Source organism: Aeromicrobium sp., from assembly GCF_049586495.1.
Classification (GTDB): Bacteria; Actinomycetota; Actinomycetes; order Propionibacteriales; family Nocardioidaceae; genus Aeromicrobium.
This window is the reverse complement of the sequence record NZ_JBAVCB010000036.1, coordinates 1-16,264: the sequence shown is the minus strand read 5'-3', so window position 1 is coordinate 16,264 and position 16,264 is coordinate 1. Positions and strand designations below refer to the sequence as shown.

General features: G+C 66.9%; 18 protein-coding genes and 1 pseudogene. 6 read left to right on the top strand and 13 right to left on the bottom strand.

The genetic code is table 11. The annotated features are described in order from the left end of the window. From WB508_RS01890 to WB508_RS01865, 6 genes and pseudogenes are all read right to left on the bottom strand, one after another. Nucleotides 1-468: pseudogene (locus tag WB508_RS01890) on the bottom strand (hypothetical protein); the annotation flags it as partial. Next, entirely contained in the window at nucleotides 465-1,499 is a 1,035-nt protein-coding gene (locus tag WB508_RS01885; protein ID WP_423843177.1) for an ABC transporter ATP-binding protein, read from the bottom strand. The pseudogene WB508_RS01890 and the gene WB508_RS01885, both read right to left, overlap by 4 nt. Then, complete coding sequence (locus tag WB508_RS01880) at nucleotides 1,496-3,049, bottom strand: ABC transporter permease (RefSeq protein WP_423843176.1); 1,554 nt, start codon at nucleotides 3,047-3,049, stop codon at nucleotides 1,496-1,498. The genes WB508_RS01885 and WB508_RS01880 overlap by 4 nt, the downstream gene beginning before the upstream one ends. Further along, nucleotides 3,046-4,071 (bottom strand): iron ABC transporter substrate-binding protein, encoded by a 1,026-nt coding sequence (locus tag WB508_RS01875; protein ID WP_423843175.1) that lies wholly within the window; start codon nucleotides 4,069-4,071, stop codon nucleotides 3,046-3,048. The genes WB508_RS01880 and WB508_RS01875 overlap by 4 nt, the downstream gene beginning before the upstream one ends. A gap of 91 nt (nucleotides 4,072-4,162) precedes the next feature. Continuing rightward, on the bottom strand, nucleotides 4,163-5,569 hold the full coding sequence (locus WB508_RS01870) for a serine/threonine-protein kinase (RefSeq protein WP_423843174.1): 1,407 nt from the start codon (nucleotides 5,567-5,569) through the stop codon (nucleotides 4,163-4,165). A 15-nt stretch (nucleotides 5,570-5,584) separates the two neighbouring features. Further along, nucleotides 5,585-6,028, bottom strand: a complete 444-nt coding sequence (locus tag WB508_RS01865; RefSeq protein ID WP_423843173.1) for a DoxX family protein — start codon at nucleotides 6,026-6,028, stop codon at nucleotides 5,585-5,587. 42 nt (nucleotides 6,029-6,070) lie between these two features. On the opposite strand from WB508_RS01865, the gene WB508_RS01860 reads away from it, so the two are divergent. After that, on the top strand, nucleotides 6,071-6,832 hold the full coding sequence (locus WB508_RS01860; RefSeq protein ID WP_423843172.1) for a 3-hydroxyacyl-CoA dehydrogenase: 762 nt from the start codon (nucleotides 6,071-6,073) through the stop codon (nucleotides 6,830-6,832). 93 nt (nucleotides 6,833-6,925) lie between these two features. Here WB508_RS01860 and WB508_RS01855 read toward each other — a convergent pair whose 3' ends face one another. Together WB508_RS01855 and WB508_RS01850 are read right to left on the bottom strand one after the other, a co-directional pair. Then, on the bottom strand, nucleotides 6,926-8,371 hold the full coding sequence (locus tag WB508_RS01855) for a VWA domain-containing protein (protein ID WP_423843171.1): 1,446 nt from the start codon (nucleotides 8,369-8,371) through the stop codon (nucleotides 6,926-6,928). Further along, nucleotides 8,368-9,246, bottom strand: coding sequence for an AAA family ATPase (locus tag WB508_RS01850; RefSeq protein ID WP_423843170.1), 879 nt, complete (start codon nucleotides 9,244-9,246; stop codon nucleotides 8,368-8,370). The genes WB508_RS01855 and WB508_RS01850 overlap by 4 nt, the downstream gene beginning before the upstream one ends. Before the next feature lie 15 nt (nucleotides 9,247-9,261). Between WB508_RS01850 and WB508_RS01845 the strand changes: the two genes are divergently transcribed. After that, entirely contained in the window at nucleotides 9,262-9,681 is a 420-nt protein-coding gene (locus tag WB508_RS01845; RefSeq protein WP_423843169.1) for an SRPBCC family protein, read from the top strand. A 13-nt stretch (nucleotides 9,682-9,694) separates the two neighbouring features. Then, entirely contained in the window at nucleotides 9,695-10,987 is a 1,293-nt protein-coding gene (locus WB508_RS01840; RefSeq protein WP_423843168.1) for a M20/M25/M40 family metallo-hydrolase, read from the top strand. Between the two features lie 6 nt (nucleotides 10,988-10,993). On the opposite strand, the gene WB508_RS01835 is transcribed toward WB508_RS01840, so the two are convergent. From WB508_RS01835 to WB508_RS01820, 4 genes are read right to left on the bottom strand one after another with little or no spacing between them, the layout of a single operon-like run. After that, entirely contained in the window at nucleotides 10,994-11,902 is a 909-nt protein-coding gene (locus WB508_RS01835; protein WP_423843167.1) for a homocysteine S-methyltransferase family protein, read from the bottom strand. Between the two features lie 46 nt (nucleotides 11,903-11,948). Further along, the gene (locus WB508_RS01830; protein WP_423843166.1) at nucleotides 11,949-12,800 is read right to left on the bottom strand and encodes a hypothetical protein; all 852 of its coding nucleotides are present in this window, start codon (nucleotides 12,798-12,800) and stop codon (nucleotides 11,949-11,951) included. A 2-nt stretch (nucleotides 12,801-12,802) separates the two neighbouring features. After that, nucleotides 12,803-12,985, bottom strand: a complete 183-nt coding sequence (locus tag WB508_RS01825; protein ID WP_423843179.1) for a DUF5703 family protein — start codon at nucleotides 12,983-12,985, stop codon at nucleotides 12,803-12,805. Beyond that, complete coding sequence (locus WB508_RS01820) at nucleotides 12,985-13,941, bottom strand: aldo/keto reductase (protein ID WP_423843165.1); 957 nt, start codon at nucleotides 13,939-13,941, stop codon at nucleotides 12,985-12,987. The genes WB508_RS01825 and WB508_RS01820 overlap by 1 nt, the downstream gene beginning before the upstream one ends. Before the next feature lie 72 nt (nucleotides 13,942-14,013). Between WB508_RS01820 and WB508_RS01815 the strand changes: the two genes are divergently transcribed. Together WB508_RS01815 and WB508_RS01810 are read left to right on the top strand one after the other, a co-directional pair. After that, the gene (locus tag WB508_RS01815) at nucleotides 14,014-14,838 is read left to right on the top strand and encodes an undecaprenyl-diphosphate phosphatase (RefSeq protein ID WP_423843178.1); all 825 of its coding nucleotides are present in this window, start codon (nucleotides 14,014-14,016) and stop codon (nucleotides 14,836-14,838) included. Nucleotides 14,839-14,865: 27 nt separating this feature from the next. Then, the gene (locus WB508_RS01810; RefSeq protein ID WP_423843164.1) at nucleotides 14,866-15,309 is read left to right on the top strand and encodes an SRPBCC family protein; all 444 of its coding nucleotides are present in this window, start codon (nucleotides 14,866-14,868) and stop codon (nucleotides 15,307-15,309) included. Nucleotides 15,310-15,339: 30 nt separating this feature from the next. Here WB508_RS01810 and WB508_RS01805 read toward each other — a convergent pair whose 3' ends face one another. After that, on the bottom strand, nucleotides 15,340-15,588 hold the full coding sequence (locus WB508_RS01805; protein ID WP_423843163.1) for an SCO4226 family nickel-binding protein: 249 nt from the start codon (nucleotides 15,586-15,588) through the stop codon (nucleotides 15,340-15,342). Nucleotides 15,589-15,793: 205 nt separating this feature from the next. On the opposite strand from WB508_RS01805, the gene WB508_RS01800 reads away from it, so the two are divergent. Further along, nucleotides 15,794-16,264, top strand: a 471-nt coding sequence (locus tag WB508_RS01800; protein WP_423843162.1) for a DUF222 domain-containing protein, incomplete at its 3' end; no start/stop codon positions are given.

Sequence of the window (16,264 nt, the reverse complement as noted above, 5' to 3'; positions counted from 1 at the left end):
GATCGATTCGGCGTTGCTCACCACGTTCTCGCGGGACAACCGGACCAGCTTCGGCGATCCTGTCGACCCGGAGGTGGACATCAGCAGGGTCAGATCGGGGTGCAGATCGTGCGTCGTGCGGTCACGGTGCACGACCAGGCCATCGGTGTCGGTCAGCACGACGTCGGGGTCATAGGCTTCGAGGATCGAAGCCGCCGCCTGCGGATCGTCGCTCGGGACCATCAGGACGACGTGCCCGTGGGCCAGAGCGGTCACGTAGGCCTGCAAGGTCTCGATGCTGGTGCTTCCGGCGATCGCCACGAGGCGTCGCTGACCTGTGGCCCACGCAGATCGATCGACGTGATCGGCCAGATCCGCAAAGGTCACGACCCGATCGGCTGTGAGCAAGGCAGGACGATCTCCGAAGACGCGCAGATGCTGGAAGACAGCGGACTGGACCGACTGATCGAGGCCGAGCGTGGTGGTCATGACGTCGAGGGCCCGAACACGATGGGGCTGCCGGTGAGGCTGACCCCGACGGTCGAGCCGACGAGGGGGGCGTCGCTTCCCAGCACGCGCACGGTCAGCGGCAACGACTCGTCGGTCACCAGCCGGACGAGCGCATCATGCCCGAAGAATCGGACCTCGGCCACGATCGCTGGAGTGCCCTCGTTGACCCCCACGAGCCGCAGGTTCTCCGGACGAACCAGGAGCACGCCGTGGCCCGCAGGAGCATCCATGCCCACTGTGACGTCACCGAGCCCACACGTCGCCATCCCACCGCTGACGTACGCGGGCAGGTGGACGACGTCGCCGATGAACGATGCGACGCCGACGTCGGCCGGGGAGCGGTAGAGATCCGTCGGCGTGGCGGTCTGCACGACACGACCATCGCGGATGATCGCGACCTGATCGGTCAGTGCCAGCGCTTCGCCCTGGTCGTGCGTGACCATGACGGCGGTGGCTCCCAAGGTGCGGAGGGCTCGCATCACCGCTTCGCCGGTCTCGACCCGAAGTCCCGCGTCGAGCGAGGAGAACGGCTCGTCGAGCAGCACCAGATCCGGGCCCGGGGCCAGCGCGCGAGCCAGCGCGACGCGCTGCTGCTGGCCTCCGGACAGCTCGTGGGGGAAGCGCGTCGCGATCGGCACGGGGAGATCGACCAGACGCATCAGCTCAGCCAGGTCGAAGGAGCGACGCTCGGCCCGTGCCAACCCGAACACGATGTTGGCACGCACGTCCAGGTGCGGGAACAGCGCGCCTTCCTGGGGCACATAGCCGATGTGACGCTGCTGGGGTGCGATTCCGACGCCCGCAGTGATGAACGGCGTGTCGTTGAAGCTGACATCTCCAGCATCGCTGTCGAGGAATCCGGCGATGACGCGCAACAAGGTCGTCTTGCCGCCGCCAGACGGGCCGAGCGCTGCCACGACGTCGCCGCGAGCAACGTCCAGGTCGAGACCGTCGAGCACCAGCACGTCACCGAAGCTCTTGCGCACGCCACGGACCTGCAGGCCGCTCATGCGACCACCGCCGTCGGGCGGCGACTGAGCAACAGCGTCGCCGGGAGCGAGATCAGCACCATCAGCACCGCATACGGGGCAGCCTCGGCATAGGCAAGCGACGAGGAGCTGGCCCAGAACTGCGTCGCAAGGGTCGTGGTGCCGATCGGAGCGAGCAGCAAGGTGGCGGTCAGCTCGGTGCTGACCGCCAGGAACACCAGCGCGCAGCCGGCACCCACACCCGGCGCGATGATCGGCAGGGTCACCCGGCGGGCCGTCTCGATCGCGCCTGTCCCGAGACCATGTGCCACGTCTTCCAGCACCGGGGGAACTTGCTCGATCGCCGCGCGCACCGTGACGAGAGCTCGGGGCAGGAACAAGATCACGTAGGCCACGAGCAGCAGAGCCACGGTCTGATACAGCGGCTGGGCCAACCGAATCGTCACCGTGACGAGGGCCAGCGCCACCACGATCCCCGGCAGCGCGTTGGCGATGTATCCACTGCGCTCCAGCGTGGTGCTCACCCGGCCGCGATAGCGCACGACCAGCCAGGCCATGGGGGCTGCCGCGAGCACGGCAGCCACAGCCGCCGTGAGTCCCAGCACGATCGTGGTTCCAGCCGCCGAGGCGAGCTCGTCGAACGGGAAGGACAGCGAGGATCCCACGATCATCCAGCGCGTCAGGCTGTACAGCGGGACCCCCAAGGACAAGGTCGCGAGGGCGGTGAGCGCCACCTGCGCCGGCCGGGTCCAGTGCTGCAGCTCGATGGCCACGATGTCGCGGGGGACACCCGAGCCGATCCGCGCGAAGCGACGATTCGACCGCAGGCGCAAATCGATCAGCAGCAGACCCAGGCAGCACAGCACCAGCACGGTGGCGATCAGATTGGCTCCGGCGCTGTTGAACGACGAACGGTACTGGTCGTAGATGGCGGTCGTGAAGGTCGGGTAGCGCAACATCTGCAAGGCGCCGAACTCAGCGAGCAGGTGCAGTCCCACCAAGAGGGCTCCACCGACCATCGCCGGCATCAGTTGCGGGACGGTCACGCGAGTGAAGGCTTCCCACCGGCTGAGGCCCTGTGAGTACGCCACGTCGTCCAGCGCAGGGTCCATGCCCCGCAGCGAGGCCGCCACCGGCAGGTAGACGAGAGGGAAGTACGAGAGCGTCACGATCAGCAGGGCCCCCCCGAATCCCTCGGCGCCCGGGGCCAGCGATGACCAGCCGTAGCTGTTGACGAACGCGGGGATCGCCAGCGGAGCTGTGGCCAACAGGTGCCACATCGAGCGCAGCGGAAGATCGGACCGCTCGACCAACCAGGCGCACCCGACCCCCAGCAGCAGGCTCAGGAAGCAGCCGGCCACCACCAGCCGGACGGTGTTGAACAGCAGCTCGCCCATCCGGGGACGCACCAGCAGGTCCCAGGACTGCCCAGGGGAGAGCGTCACGGTGTAGACCACCACGAATCCAAGCGGGATCAGGGCCACCAGCGCGACCACCGCAGCGATGACGACGACGGGAGTCGGGGCCGACTCTCGTCCGCTTCGTCGCCGCAGTGGCGCGCGGGTGCTCACAGGAAGCCGACGTCCTGCATCAGCGAGATGACCTGCTGGCTGTTGAGCTTCGACGCAGGAACCACGGGCGGCTCCAGCTCGGACAACGGCTTCACGTCGCGACCCAGATCAACTGCTGGATTGAGCGGGTACTCCAGCGCGTAACTGTCAGCGATCAGTTGCTGTCCCGTGGTGTCACTGAGGAACGCGACAAATGCCTCAGCGTCAGAGCGGTTCTTGCTGGACTTGAGCACACCGGCCCCCGAGACGCTCACGTATGCGCCGGGATCCTGATTGCCGAAGTAGTGCAGCGCGGAGTTGGAGCTGTTCTCGCCGGACTCCTCCTGGTCTCGATACCAGTAGTAGTGGTAGATCACTCCGACGTCGACCGTGCCGGCATTGACCTCCTTGAGGACCACGTTGTTGCCCTGGTAGACCGTGCCATTGCTCTTGATGCCCTCGAGCCAGTCCCGCGTGACAGCGGCACCCTTTTGCTCCAGAACCGCACTGACGATGGCTTGGAAGTCCGCCCCCGTCGGTGAGAAGCTCACGCGGCCTCGCCACTTCGGATCGGCCAGGTCGAGGAGACTGGCGGGCAAATCCTCCTCGGCGACTCGATCGGTGTTGTACACCAGGACGGTCGAGCGCGCGACGAATCCCATCCAGTTCCCGCTCTCTGGCGAGTACTGCTGCGGGACCAGGGCCAGGGTTGCGGGCTTGAGCGGGCTGAACAGTCCCTTGCTCTCCACCAACGACATCGCGGGGGAGTTCTCTGTCAAGAACACATCAGCTGGCGAGGCGGACCCTTCCTGGACCAGCTGATTGGCCAGTTCGAGGTCGCTGCCGGAACGCAGCTTCACCTCGATGCCGGTCTTCTCGGTGAAGGCCGGTGCGAGCTCGGCGAGCAGCTCTTCGTGCTGCGCGTTGTACACCGTGATGGACGGACCGTCGTCGACACCGATCACACCGCATGACGAGACGGTGAGCGCGGCTGCCAAGGCGAGCGCGACGGCGACGCGGCTACGGCGGGCGACAGTGATCACGATGAGGTAAGTCCTAACTAACTTTGGGTTGCCTCACCTTATCGCGACGTCCTCCGAGACGCGAGAAACGCACCCGTGATGCGGGTCACTCCTACCCAGTGCCGTCGATCAGGTAGGTGCCATCTTTCTCCTTGAGCTTCAAGACAACCGTCTCGGTGCGTCGATCGTTGTCTCCGAAATCGTAGGAGTACGTGTAGGTCGCGGTCTTCTTCTTGGCGTCGCCCTGGACAGTCGCGACATCCGGGTTGCTGACCTGTGACCAGAAATCGTTGTAACCCTCGAACCCACCGCTCTTCTTCTGGTACTTCTCCGTCAGCATCGCGAACCCGTCCGCCGGGTTGCTGCTGGCCGCGGTGAGGTAGTCCGTGGCGAATCGCTCGATCCGGGCGTCGTCGGTTTCGGCCACCGGCGACGGCTCCTCTGTCGGGGTCGGAGTGGGATCTGGCGCCGTCTTCGTCTCGGTGGTCGCCTCGGGTGAGGCTGCCGCAGGGTCCACCGCCGGCGAACGTGCACCCACGGTGGCGGCCAGCAGGACGGCCGCGAGCAGCGCTGCCACGGCCCCTCCGGCCCACCACAAGCGGCGCTGGTGCTGGGGGATGGTGGGAATCCGCACGACCGGACCGGCGAGCGGACGGAAGGCGGACGTCGGAGTGGGATCAGCCGCGGCGGACATCGCGGCCATCGTCTGAGTGGCGGCGATGCCAACGGTCGTGGGCGACGGCTGTCCAGCCGCGATCGACTGCACCTCGAGCATGGTCGGCCGAAGAGCTGGGTCCTGCTGCATCATGGCGGCGACGAGCTCTCCCAGATGGCCGGACTCTTCCAGCCGTGGCGGTTCCTCGTGGACGATGCGATACATCGTGCCCAGGACGTTGTCGCCGACCTCGTAGGGTGCTCGGCCGGACAGCGCATGAAAGATCGTCGCTCCAAGAGACCAGACATCGCTGGCAGACGTGGCCAGCTGCCCGGTGGCCACTTCGGGGGAGAGATAAGCGGGGGAGCCCGTGACAAGGCCGGTCTGGGTCAACGACGCATCGGCTTGAGCCCGGGCGATCCCGAAGTCCGACAGCTTGGCGACCCCATGGCCGGTCAACAAGATGTTCGAGGGCTTGACGTCCCGGTGCACGATGTCGTGATCGTGGGCGGCAGCCAGGGCCCCCGCGACCTGCTGGACGATCCGCGCCATGTCGTCAGGATCAATCGGGCCGCGCTCGCTCACCCAGGCGCCAAGGGTCGGCCCGTCGACGTGCTCCATGACCAGCCACTGGCCTCCGTCCTCGTGAACGAGGTCGAACACGGCCACGACGTTCTGGTGGTTGACCCGGGCCGCGAGATGCGCCTCGCGCTCGGCGCGATCGAAGTCAGGCGCGCTTCCGCCGTTCTTCCCGATCTGTTTGATCGCGACGGTGCGGTCCAACAACGTGTCATGGGCCAGCCGCACCGAGCCCATGCCGCCGCGCCCGATCTCGTGATCGAGCTCGTACCGATCCGCCAACACGTGTGTCCCCTGTCCTCAGCGATCCAACATACGGACCCGTCGGCGCCCACGCCAATGTCGATATGCCTCCCACGCCCCGGTGCACCACAGGGCCCAGGCCACGAGCACCGGCTGGAAGAACAGCCGGACGGCCCGAGCCCGGTCGGTGTCCAGCCCGAAGGCGTCGGTGTGTGTCACCAGCTGGCTGATGTTTCCCGGCAGCACTGCCAAGAAGAAGGCCGCCACCAGCCAGCCCACCAGCACCCGGTGCCGCGTCAGCAGGACCAGGGACAGGCCGAACGCAATCTCGACCACGCCTGACGCGACGATGATGACGTTCTCACCCGGCAACCAGTCCGGCACCTGAGCGCGGAAGGCGTCTCGAGCCACGGTGAGGTGGGCCGTTCCAACGAGGACCAGAGAGCCACCCAGCAGCCATCGACCCACCGCGCGCAACGCCATGACGTGAGTCTGACCCATAGCGATAACCTCAGCATCGTTCACTCGAAGGAGAGCACACCCATGGACATCAAGAACACCGTCGCCCTGGTCACCGGAGGCGCATCCGGACTTGGCCTGGCCACCGTCGAGGCGCTGGTCGCCGCCGGCGGCAAGGTCACCATCATCGACCTGCCCGGTTCGGCCGGCGAGGAGGTCGTCGCACGCCTCGGTGATTCCGTCAGGTTCTCGCCCGGCGACGTGCGGGACGAGGCAGCGGTGACCCAGGCCCTCGATGTGGCCGCCGAGATCGGCGACCTGCGGATCACCGTCAACTGCGCCGGCACCGGCGACGCCGTGAAGACGGTGGGCAAGAAGGGTCCCTACCCGCTTGACAAGTTTCAGCGCATCATCGACATCAACCTGATCGGCACGTTCAACGTGCTGCGGCTGGCCGCCGAGCGCATGAGCTTCCTCGACCCGGTGGGCGAAGAGCGCGGCGTCATCATCAACACCGCGTCCGTCGCGGCGTTCGATGGACAAATCGGCCAGGCCGCCTACTCCGCGAGCAAGGGCGGCATCGTGGGCATGACGTTGCCGATTGCTCGCGACCTCGCCTCGCTGAACATCCGGGTCATGACGATCGCGCCGGGACTCTTCGAGACGCCGCTGCTCGCCGGTCTGCCCGAGGAGGCCCGGACCTCGCTGGGCCAGCAGGTCCCGCACCCCAGCCGCCTCGGCAACCCGGCCGAGTACGCCCAGCTGGCCCAGCAGATTGTTGAAAATCCCATGCTCAACGGCGAGACGATCCGACTCGACGGTGCCATCCGGATGGCACCACGCTAGGGGGTCACCCCGGTCAGCCCTGCCCCAGAAGTTCGAGTCGATGGCCGGGTCATCCGGACGTGGAAGGTGCGTCGACACGTATCGAAGCGTCGTTCAGACCGGGAGGAGCCGTGAGACAAATCGGGTCAGCTGGTCGACTGTGCAGCACTCGTGCATCTCGACGATGTCGGCGTAGGCGGGGGCGACCGAATCGCCCAGGCCCCACCGCATGGCACTCTCGGGATTGAGCCAGAAGGTGCGCCGCGAACGCTGCGAGATCTCGCGGAGGGCGCCGAAGTTCGGGTCCTGGTTGTTGTTGCGGCCGTCGCCGAGGATCAAGACGCACGTGCGCGGACCGACCGCACCCAGGTAGTCCTCCGCGAAGTCGCCGAGTGCCTCGCCATAGTCGCTGCTGGTGTGCCACTTGGTGATCCGCGACTCGCGAGAGATGCGCCCGCTGAGGTCGTCCTCGTCGGGCGTGACCAGATCGGTGACCTCGTCCATCGCGTTGACGAAGGCAAACACTCGCACCTTGCTGAACTGGCTGCTGAGTGCTTGCACCAGATGCATCGTGAAGCTGGAGAAGCCCGACACCGAGCCGGAGACGTCGCACAGCAGCACCAGCTCGGGGCGGGTTGGGTGCGGCTTGGCGTAGACCGGATCCATGGGCACACCGCCCGTGCCCATGGCGCGGCGCAGAGTGCGGCGGATGTCGATCCGCCCACGCTGGTTCTTGCGTCGGCGTGCCGCCAGCCGGGTGGCGAGGCGGCGGGCGAGTGGCTGCACCGTCCGGCGCAGCTCCTCAAGCTGTTGCCGGTTGGCGCTGAGGAAGTCGATCGACCCAGTTCCTGCGCGCACGGCGTGTCGGGTCACGACCTCTCGACCGCGCACCTCGGCCGTGCGACGACGTGCCTCGGCCTGCACCATCTGGCGGAACAGCTCGATGGCCTGGCGCAGTTCCTCGCGCTCGAGACGCTCGGTGAAGCCATCTGGCGTCTGCTGGGCCCGACCCGGCCCCCCGTCGCCGGAGCCTTGCCCCGGCATGCCACCAGATCCGCTCATCGCGATGATCTGCGCGATCAGCGTCTGAGGACGCATGCGCTCCAGCGTCTGGTAAGCCGACCAGCCGCCGGTGGCCGTGCCCGGCATGCCGACTTCGCCGAGGGCGTCCACCGCCAGCTCGGCCACCTGTTCCAGAGTGCGTAGATCGCCGTCAGCCAGCGCCATCGCGAGCAGATCGCGCAGGTCGTCCAGATCCATCGCTTCACCGTCGGCGTCGCGAGCGTCCAGGACCGCCTGCGGAAGCCCGACGCCAGCGGGGAAGAACAGATCGAAGGTCATGTCGAACACGTCGCGCTGCCCGCCCCGCCGCACCAGCGCCGATGCGAGCCCCTCCCGCAGCACCGATCGATGGTCCAGACCCAGCACCTCGATCACCGCCGCGGCGTCGACCGTCTCGCTGGTGCCGGCCGGGATTCCCTTGCTCCGCAACGCACCGACGAACGCCACGAGCCGCGCGGGAAGATCCTCCCCGTCGTGGTCCGCCGCCGCGACAGTCATGGCGTGCCGAGCACCGAATCGAGATCCAGCTTCGCGGTGGCCTTCACCATGTCGTCGTGATGCTTGAGGATGACGCCGAGGGAATCCTTGACCACCTCGTCGTCGAGAATGTCGGCGCCCAGAGCCATCAGGGTGCGGGCCCAGTCGATGGACTCCGACACCGACGGAGCCTTGCGCAGCGGCATGGCCCGGAGTGCGTTGACGACCCGGATGATCGAGTCGGCCAGTGTCTGGTCGAGGTTCGGCACCTTGAGCCGCACGATGTCGGTCTCCAGATCGGCGTCGGGGAAGTCCAGGTGCAGAAACAGGCATCGGCGCCGCAGGGCCTCGGACAGCTCGCGCGTGGCATTGGACGTGAGCACCACGAACGGTCGTTGGGTGGCGACGATGGTACCTAGCTCGGGAACCGTGACCTGGAAGTCGCCAAGTAGCTCCAGCAGCAGGCCCTCGATCTCGACGTCGGCCTTGTCGGTCTCGTCGATCAGCAGAACGGTGGGCCCGTCACGGCGGATGGCCTGCAGCAGCGGGCGGGGAAGCAGGAACTCCTCGCTGAAGATGTCGGTGCGTGCGTCGTCCCACGACTCGTCACGGCCAGCCGTGATCCGCAGCAGCTGTTTGGCGTGATTCCACTCGTACAACGCGCGGGCCTCGTCAACGCCCTCGTAGCACTGCAGCCGGATCAGCTCGGCGTCACAGGCTTCGGCCACGGCACGAGAAAGCTCGGTCTTTCCGACCCCGGCCGGGCCCTCGACCAACAGGGGCTTGCCCAACGTGGCAGCCAGAAACACCGTGGTGGCCACCGCGTCCGAGGCCAGATAGCCCGCCGTGGCGAGGCGCAGCTTGGCGTCCTCGGGCGACGCGAATGACATGGTCATGCCTACGATCATGCCGTGACCCAATTCGAGATCGTCCGCGTGGTGGCTCTGGACCCGTCCGAGGCGTGGGCCCGGCTGACCCGATGGGAGCGGCACGGCGACTACGTCCCGCTGACGACCATCCGCCGCACCGACACCGGTTTCCTGGCCCGCACCGGGATCGGTCGAGTCGGCTTCGACGACCCCATGGAGATCGAGGAGTGGACCGAGCCGGCGTACTGCAAGCTGGTCAAGACCGGACGCTTCGTGACCGGCTGGGCGGAGCTCGAGGTCGAGCCCTACGACAGCACTGAATTCAGGGGAGGCAGTCGAGTCGTGTGGCGCGAGGACATCACCGTGCGCGGTGTGCCGCGGTTCGCCTCAGGTCTGGTCCGACGGTCGAGCGAGGCGCTGTTCGCGCGGGTGCTGGACGGCGTGCTCAGCAGGCCCGCGTAGGTAGGGTCGCACCATGGGGTACTCACCGGAGGCCGAAGCGCTCGATATCTGCCGTGACCTGATCCGCATCGACACCACCAACTTCGGCGATGCGTCCGGCCCGGGAGAACGCAAGGCGGCCGAGTACGTCGCCGCGTCGCTGGCCGAGGTCGGCATCGAGTCGGAGATCTTCGAGTCCGAGCAGGGTCGCGCCAGCGTCGTGGCTCGGTGGGGCCATCAGAATTCCGCTCGGCCGGGGCTGCTGATCCACGGACACCTCGACGTCGTGCCGGCCAACGCCGCCGACTGGTCGGTCGATCCATTCGCTGGCGAGGTCAAGGACGGCTATCTCTGGGGCCGTGGCGCCGTGGACATGAAGGACTTCGACGGCATGCTGCTGTCAGTCGTGCGCGCCCGCCAGCGCGCTGGCGTGATCCCCGAGCGACCAATCCTGTTGGTCTTCACGGCCGACGAGGAGGCCGGCGGCCGGATGGGAGCGCACTGGCTGGTCGAGCATCACCCCGATCTGTTCGAAGGTTGTACCGAGGCCATCGGCGAGGTCGGAGGCTTCTCCACCGAGGTGGGCGGCAAGCGGCTCTACCTGATCGAGTCTGGCGAGAAGGGCATCGGTTGGATGCGCCTCACCGCCACCGGTACGGCCGGGCACGGATCGATGCGCAACACCGACAACGCAGTGTCCCACCTGGCACGCAGTCTGGTGGCGATCGCCGATCACGAGTGGCCCGAAGAGCCCGGCCCGTCCATGCAGGCGCTGCTCGCCAAGGTCACCGAGCTGACCGGCACGGACGGATCGGCCGAGGAGATCATGAGTCACTTCGGTCCGGCCATCCGCATGGTCGGCGCGGGTTTGAGGAACTCCACCAATCCGACGATGCTCGAAGCGGGTTACAAGCACAACGTGATTCCGGGGCAGGCCGTTGCGTACGTCGACGGACGGTACCTGCCCGGGCATGCAGACACTTTCCTGCCCGCCATGCAGGAGATCGTTGGTGATCACGTCACCGTCGAGCCACACATCACCGATGCCGCTCTGGAGTACCCGTTCGAGGGCGACCTGGTCGACGCGATGACAGTCGCCCTGCACAGCCAGGACCCCGAGGCGCACATCGCGCCATTCTTGATGTCCGGCGGCACCGACGCCAAGGCCTGGCACAAGCTGGGCATCACCTCTTTCGGTTTCACGCCCCTGCGACTGCCCGCTGACCTCGACTTCACCGCACTCTTCCATGGGGTCGACGAGCGCGTCCCCGTCTCCGCTCTCGAGTTCGGATCGCGCGTGTTCGATGAGTTCCTCAACTTCGCCTGAGACCGTTCAGAGGTTCCACAGTGCAGCCACGTGGCCCGCACTGGTGCCGCAGCACCCGCCGACGATCGAAAGATTCGGAAACTGAGCGCGGATGTCGTGGAACGAGGCAGTCAACAGACCCAAGTCGCCGGGATCGAGCACCTCCATGGCATCGAGCTCGGCATGGCTCATCGTCGAAGCGTTGGGACGCAGGGACACCACGCGCTCCTGCCAGCCACCTCCGTCGAGGGCCGTGGCGATGTGCGTGGGATGGGAGCAGTTGATGCCGAACCAGTCCGGCGACGCCATCTCATCGACCGCCTCGATGGACTCGCCCAGCGGCGCTCCGTCTGGCAGCCGTCCGTCGACCTCGACCGTGAAGGAGATGGCGACCGGAATCCCGGCCGACCGAGCAGCCGTGACCACGCCCATCGCCTCCTCGGGGGTCGTGATGGTCATCGCGTGCACCAGGTCCACGCCTGCAGCTGTCAGCGACGCGACCTGCGCAGAGTGGTACGCAGCTGCCTCGTCGACAGTCGGCCGCTCCGCGACCACGTAGCCGTCGCCACGTGGACCCACGATCCCCGAAATCAGAGCAGGGGTGAGAGGTGACCGCCTCGCAGCCTGGCGAACCAGATCGACGGCGTGGCGATTCGCCTGATCGAGCGCGGGTGCGTCGTAACCGACCCGCGTGCCCCAGTCCTGGTTCGCCCGCCAGGTAGGCGTCTCGAGCATGACGCCGAGGCCAGCTCGGTGCGCCATGTCGACGTAGGAGTCGTAGTAGCCGTCGAGCACGGCACGGCCACGCTCATCGGTGAGCAACGGGAACGCAGCGAACTCGGGCAGGTCGAAGTCGTGATGGAAGACCAGATCGGTCTCCAGACCTCCGTCCGTGACGTAGCCCGGCTCCGTGAGCAGCGGATGCGAAGCGACCATGGGAGTGCTCCTTCGAAGCCCCGATGCCCCGATGATGGACCTGAAGTCAGTCGCTGTCCATCAAGGGGACGCCGTCGCGCCAGTACTCGATGGTCTGCAGAGCCCAGAATGCGGCGAACAGGGCCAGCAGGATCGATTCGACCCAGAACAACCAGTGGGGCACCGGGGTGCTGCCAGTCAGCTGCAGCGGGCCCAGCAGTCCGGCCACGACCACCGTGCCCAGCATGGACCAGCTGATGGTCGCGTAGGCGGTGCGTCGACGCTGGGCCGGCAGCATCGCCACGACCGGGCCCTCGACGTCATCGCGGGCCGAGACCGCGTTCAATCGAGCCACCACGACGAAGACGCCGAACATGCCCACGGCAGCGGCGTAGTGGGCTGCCTGCAGGAATGATTGATCGTCGATCCCGAGCCACGCGCCAAAACACACGACGGTGATCGCACCCGCCGCTGCGCCGCGCATCGCCGCGGTCCGGGCGTCGCCGTCCAGTCGTCTCGCGGTCGCGACCGCAAAGGCCAAAGCGGGCACACCGAGCGCGATCAGCGCCCACATCGCGTCGGCCGTGGGTGCAGGGGTGGATCCGAGCGACGATCGAACGCTGTCAGTGACGGGCGTCGGGACGAAGGCCACGACGGGAGCGAGCATGCCCGCGAGATTCAGCAGGACGTCCTCCACGCCGCGACCTCTGATGACGATGAGGCCAAGCCCCAGGGCGACCAGGACTCCGACGAACACGTCGCGGACCGGAGTGAAGTAGTAGGCACTGATCGACCCAAGGAGCCCCGCATCGCCCACGACGATCTCGCCGACGACGGCCATGGCCAGCAGCAGCGCCAGAGCGACGATGCCCACCCGCAGATAGCGGTAGGTCTCGATCGCGGCCTGGCGTGGTTCCACGACTACAGCGTGCTACGGAGGCGGATGATCTTGCGTCGCAGGCGCACGGTGCGCTTGCCAGTGACGTCCCTGCGGAGCCGTTCGAGCTCCCAACCCTGGTACTCAGCGGCTTGGGTGAGCATGTGGCACACCGCGTTGCGGGACTTGGAGCGGTCGATGGTCAGATTCCAGAATTCGTACTCCATCACCGCGGCTCCTTCTGTGAGACGTCATCCAGTGCGGCCAGGATCTCGCCAGGCAGGTCGACCGAGTCGGCGCCAAGGTTCTGCGTGAGCTGGTCCGTGGTGCGGGCGCCGACAATCGCTGCTGCCACGGTTGGCCGCTGGAACAACCACGCCAGGGCCACGTGACCCATCGGAACGCCCAGACCGTCGGCAGCACGTGCCAGCGCCTCGATCGTTCCGGACCTCTCTGGCGTGAGGTACTGACCGACGAACTCGTCCCACCCGGGCTGCGCGCCACGCGAGTCGCCCGGAGTGCCGGTGCGGTACTTGCCGGTGAGGACGCCACGCCCCAGCGGTGACCACGCGAACAAGCCCATGCCGAGGTACTCGGCAGCGTCGACCACGTCGTCCTCGGGATCTCGGTTGACCAACGAGTACTCGACCTGGTTGCTGATCAGAGGCAGTGCGGCCGCACGTGGGGCCAGCCAGGTGTGGCTGAACGCCGTCTGCCACCCCGTGAAGTTGGAGATGCCGACATAGCGGGTGCGCCCCGTGGCCACGGCGTGCTCGAGAGCCGCAAGGCTCTCCTCCAGCGGCACCGACGTGTCGGGGGAGTGGATCTGCCACAGGTCAAGGTGATCGGTGCCCAGGTCGCGCAGCGAGCGATCGAGCTGGGCCAACAGGCCGCGTCGCGAGCCGTCCTTGACGATCGAGTCGCCACGGCGGACGAACCCCGCCTTGCCGGCGAGCACGACGTCGTCGCGGCAGTCGGCCTGGGCCAGGAGGGTGCCGAGCAGCGGCTCGCACGCGCCATTGCCGTAGATGGGGGCCGTGTCGATGAGCGTGCCACCGACGTCGCGGAAAGCGGTGAGCTGGTCGGCGGCGTCGTACTCATCGGTGTCGGCGCCCCAGGTCATGGTGCCCAAGCCGATGCGCGAGACCTCCAGTCCGGAGCGTCCGACTCGGCGCAGCTGCATGTCGACAGGCTAGTGGGGGCGGGGCGCAGTCCGGCGGAGGCTCGCACGGCGTACTCTCGGCGCGTGGATCTCATGCGCGCCGTGGTACTCGGCATCGTCCAAGGGCTCACGGAGTTCATTCCGATCTCCAGCAGTGCGCACCTGGCGATCGTTCCCAAGCTGCTCGGTTGGGAGGACCCCGGCGCGGCGTACACCGCCGTCGTGCAGATCGGCACCGAGCTGGCGGTGCTGCTGTACTTCTGGCACGACATCTGGACGATCGGCTCGGGCTGGGTGCGAGGCGTGTTCTCCAAGGAAGCCCGGCGGGCTCCCGAGTGGCGGATGGGCTGGTTCATCATCATCGGCTCCTTGCCGATCGTGATCCTGGGCCTGCTGCTGCAAGACCTGATCGATCGCGAGTTCCGCAACCTGTGGGTCATCGGCACCACCCTGATCGTGCTGGGACTCGTCCTCGGTCTGGCGGAGAAGTTCGGCCGCAAGGTCAAGCCGCTCGATCAGCTCAACGCTCGAGACGCCGTGCTGCTCGGCGTCGCCCAGGCCGGGGCGCTGGTGCCCGGGGTCTCCCGCTCCGGCGCGACCATCAGCATGGGCCTTTTCCTCGGCTACGAGCGCGCCGTGGCCACCCGCTACGCCTTCCTGCTGGCCATCCCGGCCGTCGTGGGCGCAGGCGTCTACAAGCTCAAGGACATCGGCGGGGACAACGCGTACGGATGGGGCCCGACCGTCGTCGGCACCGTCGTGTCGTTCGTGGTGGGCCTGGCAGTGATCCATTGGATCCTGAAGTACGTGAGCACCCACTCCTACGCCCCGTTCGTCGCCTACCGCGTCGGCCTCGGCGCCCTGGTCCTGATTCTCGTCGGCGCCGGCGTCATCACCGCGGGCACGACCGTCGGCTGACCCCTTCCACGGGCGTACGATCGAGGCGTGGCTGTCGACGTCGAGACCTCGATCGAGATCAATTGCGAGCGATCCGTGGTGGCCGCATACGCGTCTGACCCGGACAACGCCACCGAGTGGTACGTCAACATCAAGACCGTCGAGTGGCAGACCCCTCGTCCTGTGGTCGTGGGTTCACGCATCGCGTTCGCGGCGGAGTTCCTCGGCCGTCGCATCGCCTACACGTACGAAGTGCGCGACCTCGTCGCGGACGAGCGGTTCGTCATGAGCACGGCTGAAGGGCCGTTCCCCATGCAGACCACCTACACCTGGCAGGACGTGCCAGGCGGCGGAACCCGGATGACGCTGCGCAATGCGGGCGAGCCCAGTGGCTTCGGCAAGGTGGCCGCGCCGATGATGTCAACCTTCATGCGACGGGCGAATCAGAAGGATCTGGCCAGACTGAAGAAGGTCCTCGAAGCCCGGACCTGAGCCTCGATCCACGGACTTTCCGATGTCCGCCTAGACCTTGAGCGGAACCGGATGGACCTCGTCGGCAGGGTGGCCGGCCCTCTCGTGAATGCGCTGGACGGCCTCGGCTGAGGGCGCCTCGGACAGGCAGTAGATATGTCCGCTCTCGGGGTCAGCCCAGGCTTGCTTGAAGTCGACTCCCTCCTCGGACTGAATTGCGAGGTCGGCCGCATGGGCCGCCGCCAAATCCTCCGCGCTGATGCCGTTCATCCCGCGGTGAACGTCCATGAACTCGGGCATGATCATCATCTCCATCGTCAGGGCGGTGAGAGCCGCCGATTTGAAGGTACGCCTGAATCAGCCATCCCGAAAGAGTCCCTCGAATGAGGGCGCCGGCACGGTGAGCCGCTGTCGAAGGCCCGACATGGCCGGTGTGGACATCGAACGACGTCGAAAAGGCGTTGTCAGACCCCCTCTTTAGATTGAATATACGCAGCAATCGCTGGTGAATCCGAAAATTCGGCTCACCGATGCCGCCCGGGCCCGCGCGTGTGCAGAACACGTCGAATGGGCCGAGATGCTCGCCTACTCCGACCGGCTGGTCACCGAGTACGCAGTCACGCCGGAGTACTTCAAGTGTCAGGCTCAGCTGCGGTCCATCGCCCTGGAGATCGCAGTCGCGATGCACCTGTCCGAAGGGCAGGTCCACCGCCGACTGTCTTGCGCGCAGACGGTCCGCGACCATTCGCCCACAGTGTGGGCGGCTTTCGCCGCCGGAAGCGTCGATGCGTACCGGATCACGATGATCGCCGACACCATCGCCAAGTTGCACCGCCCGGCCTCCATCGCGAAGCTCGACTCCAAGGTGATCGGCTACGCCGCCACCCACACGAGCATCGAACTACGGGGCTGGTTGCGGCGGTTCGTGGCGCGGGTCGAGGCCGACCTGTTCAACGAACGAGCCGAAGCCGAACGC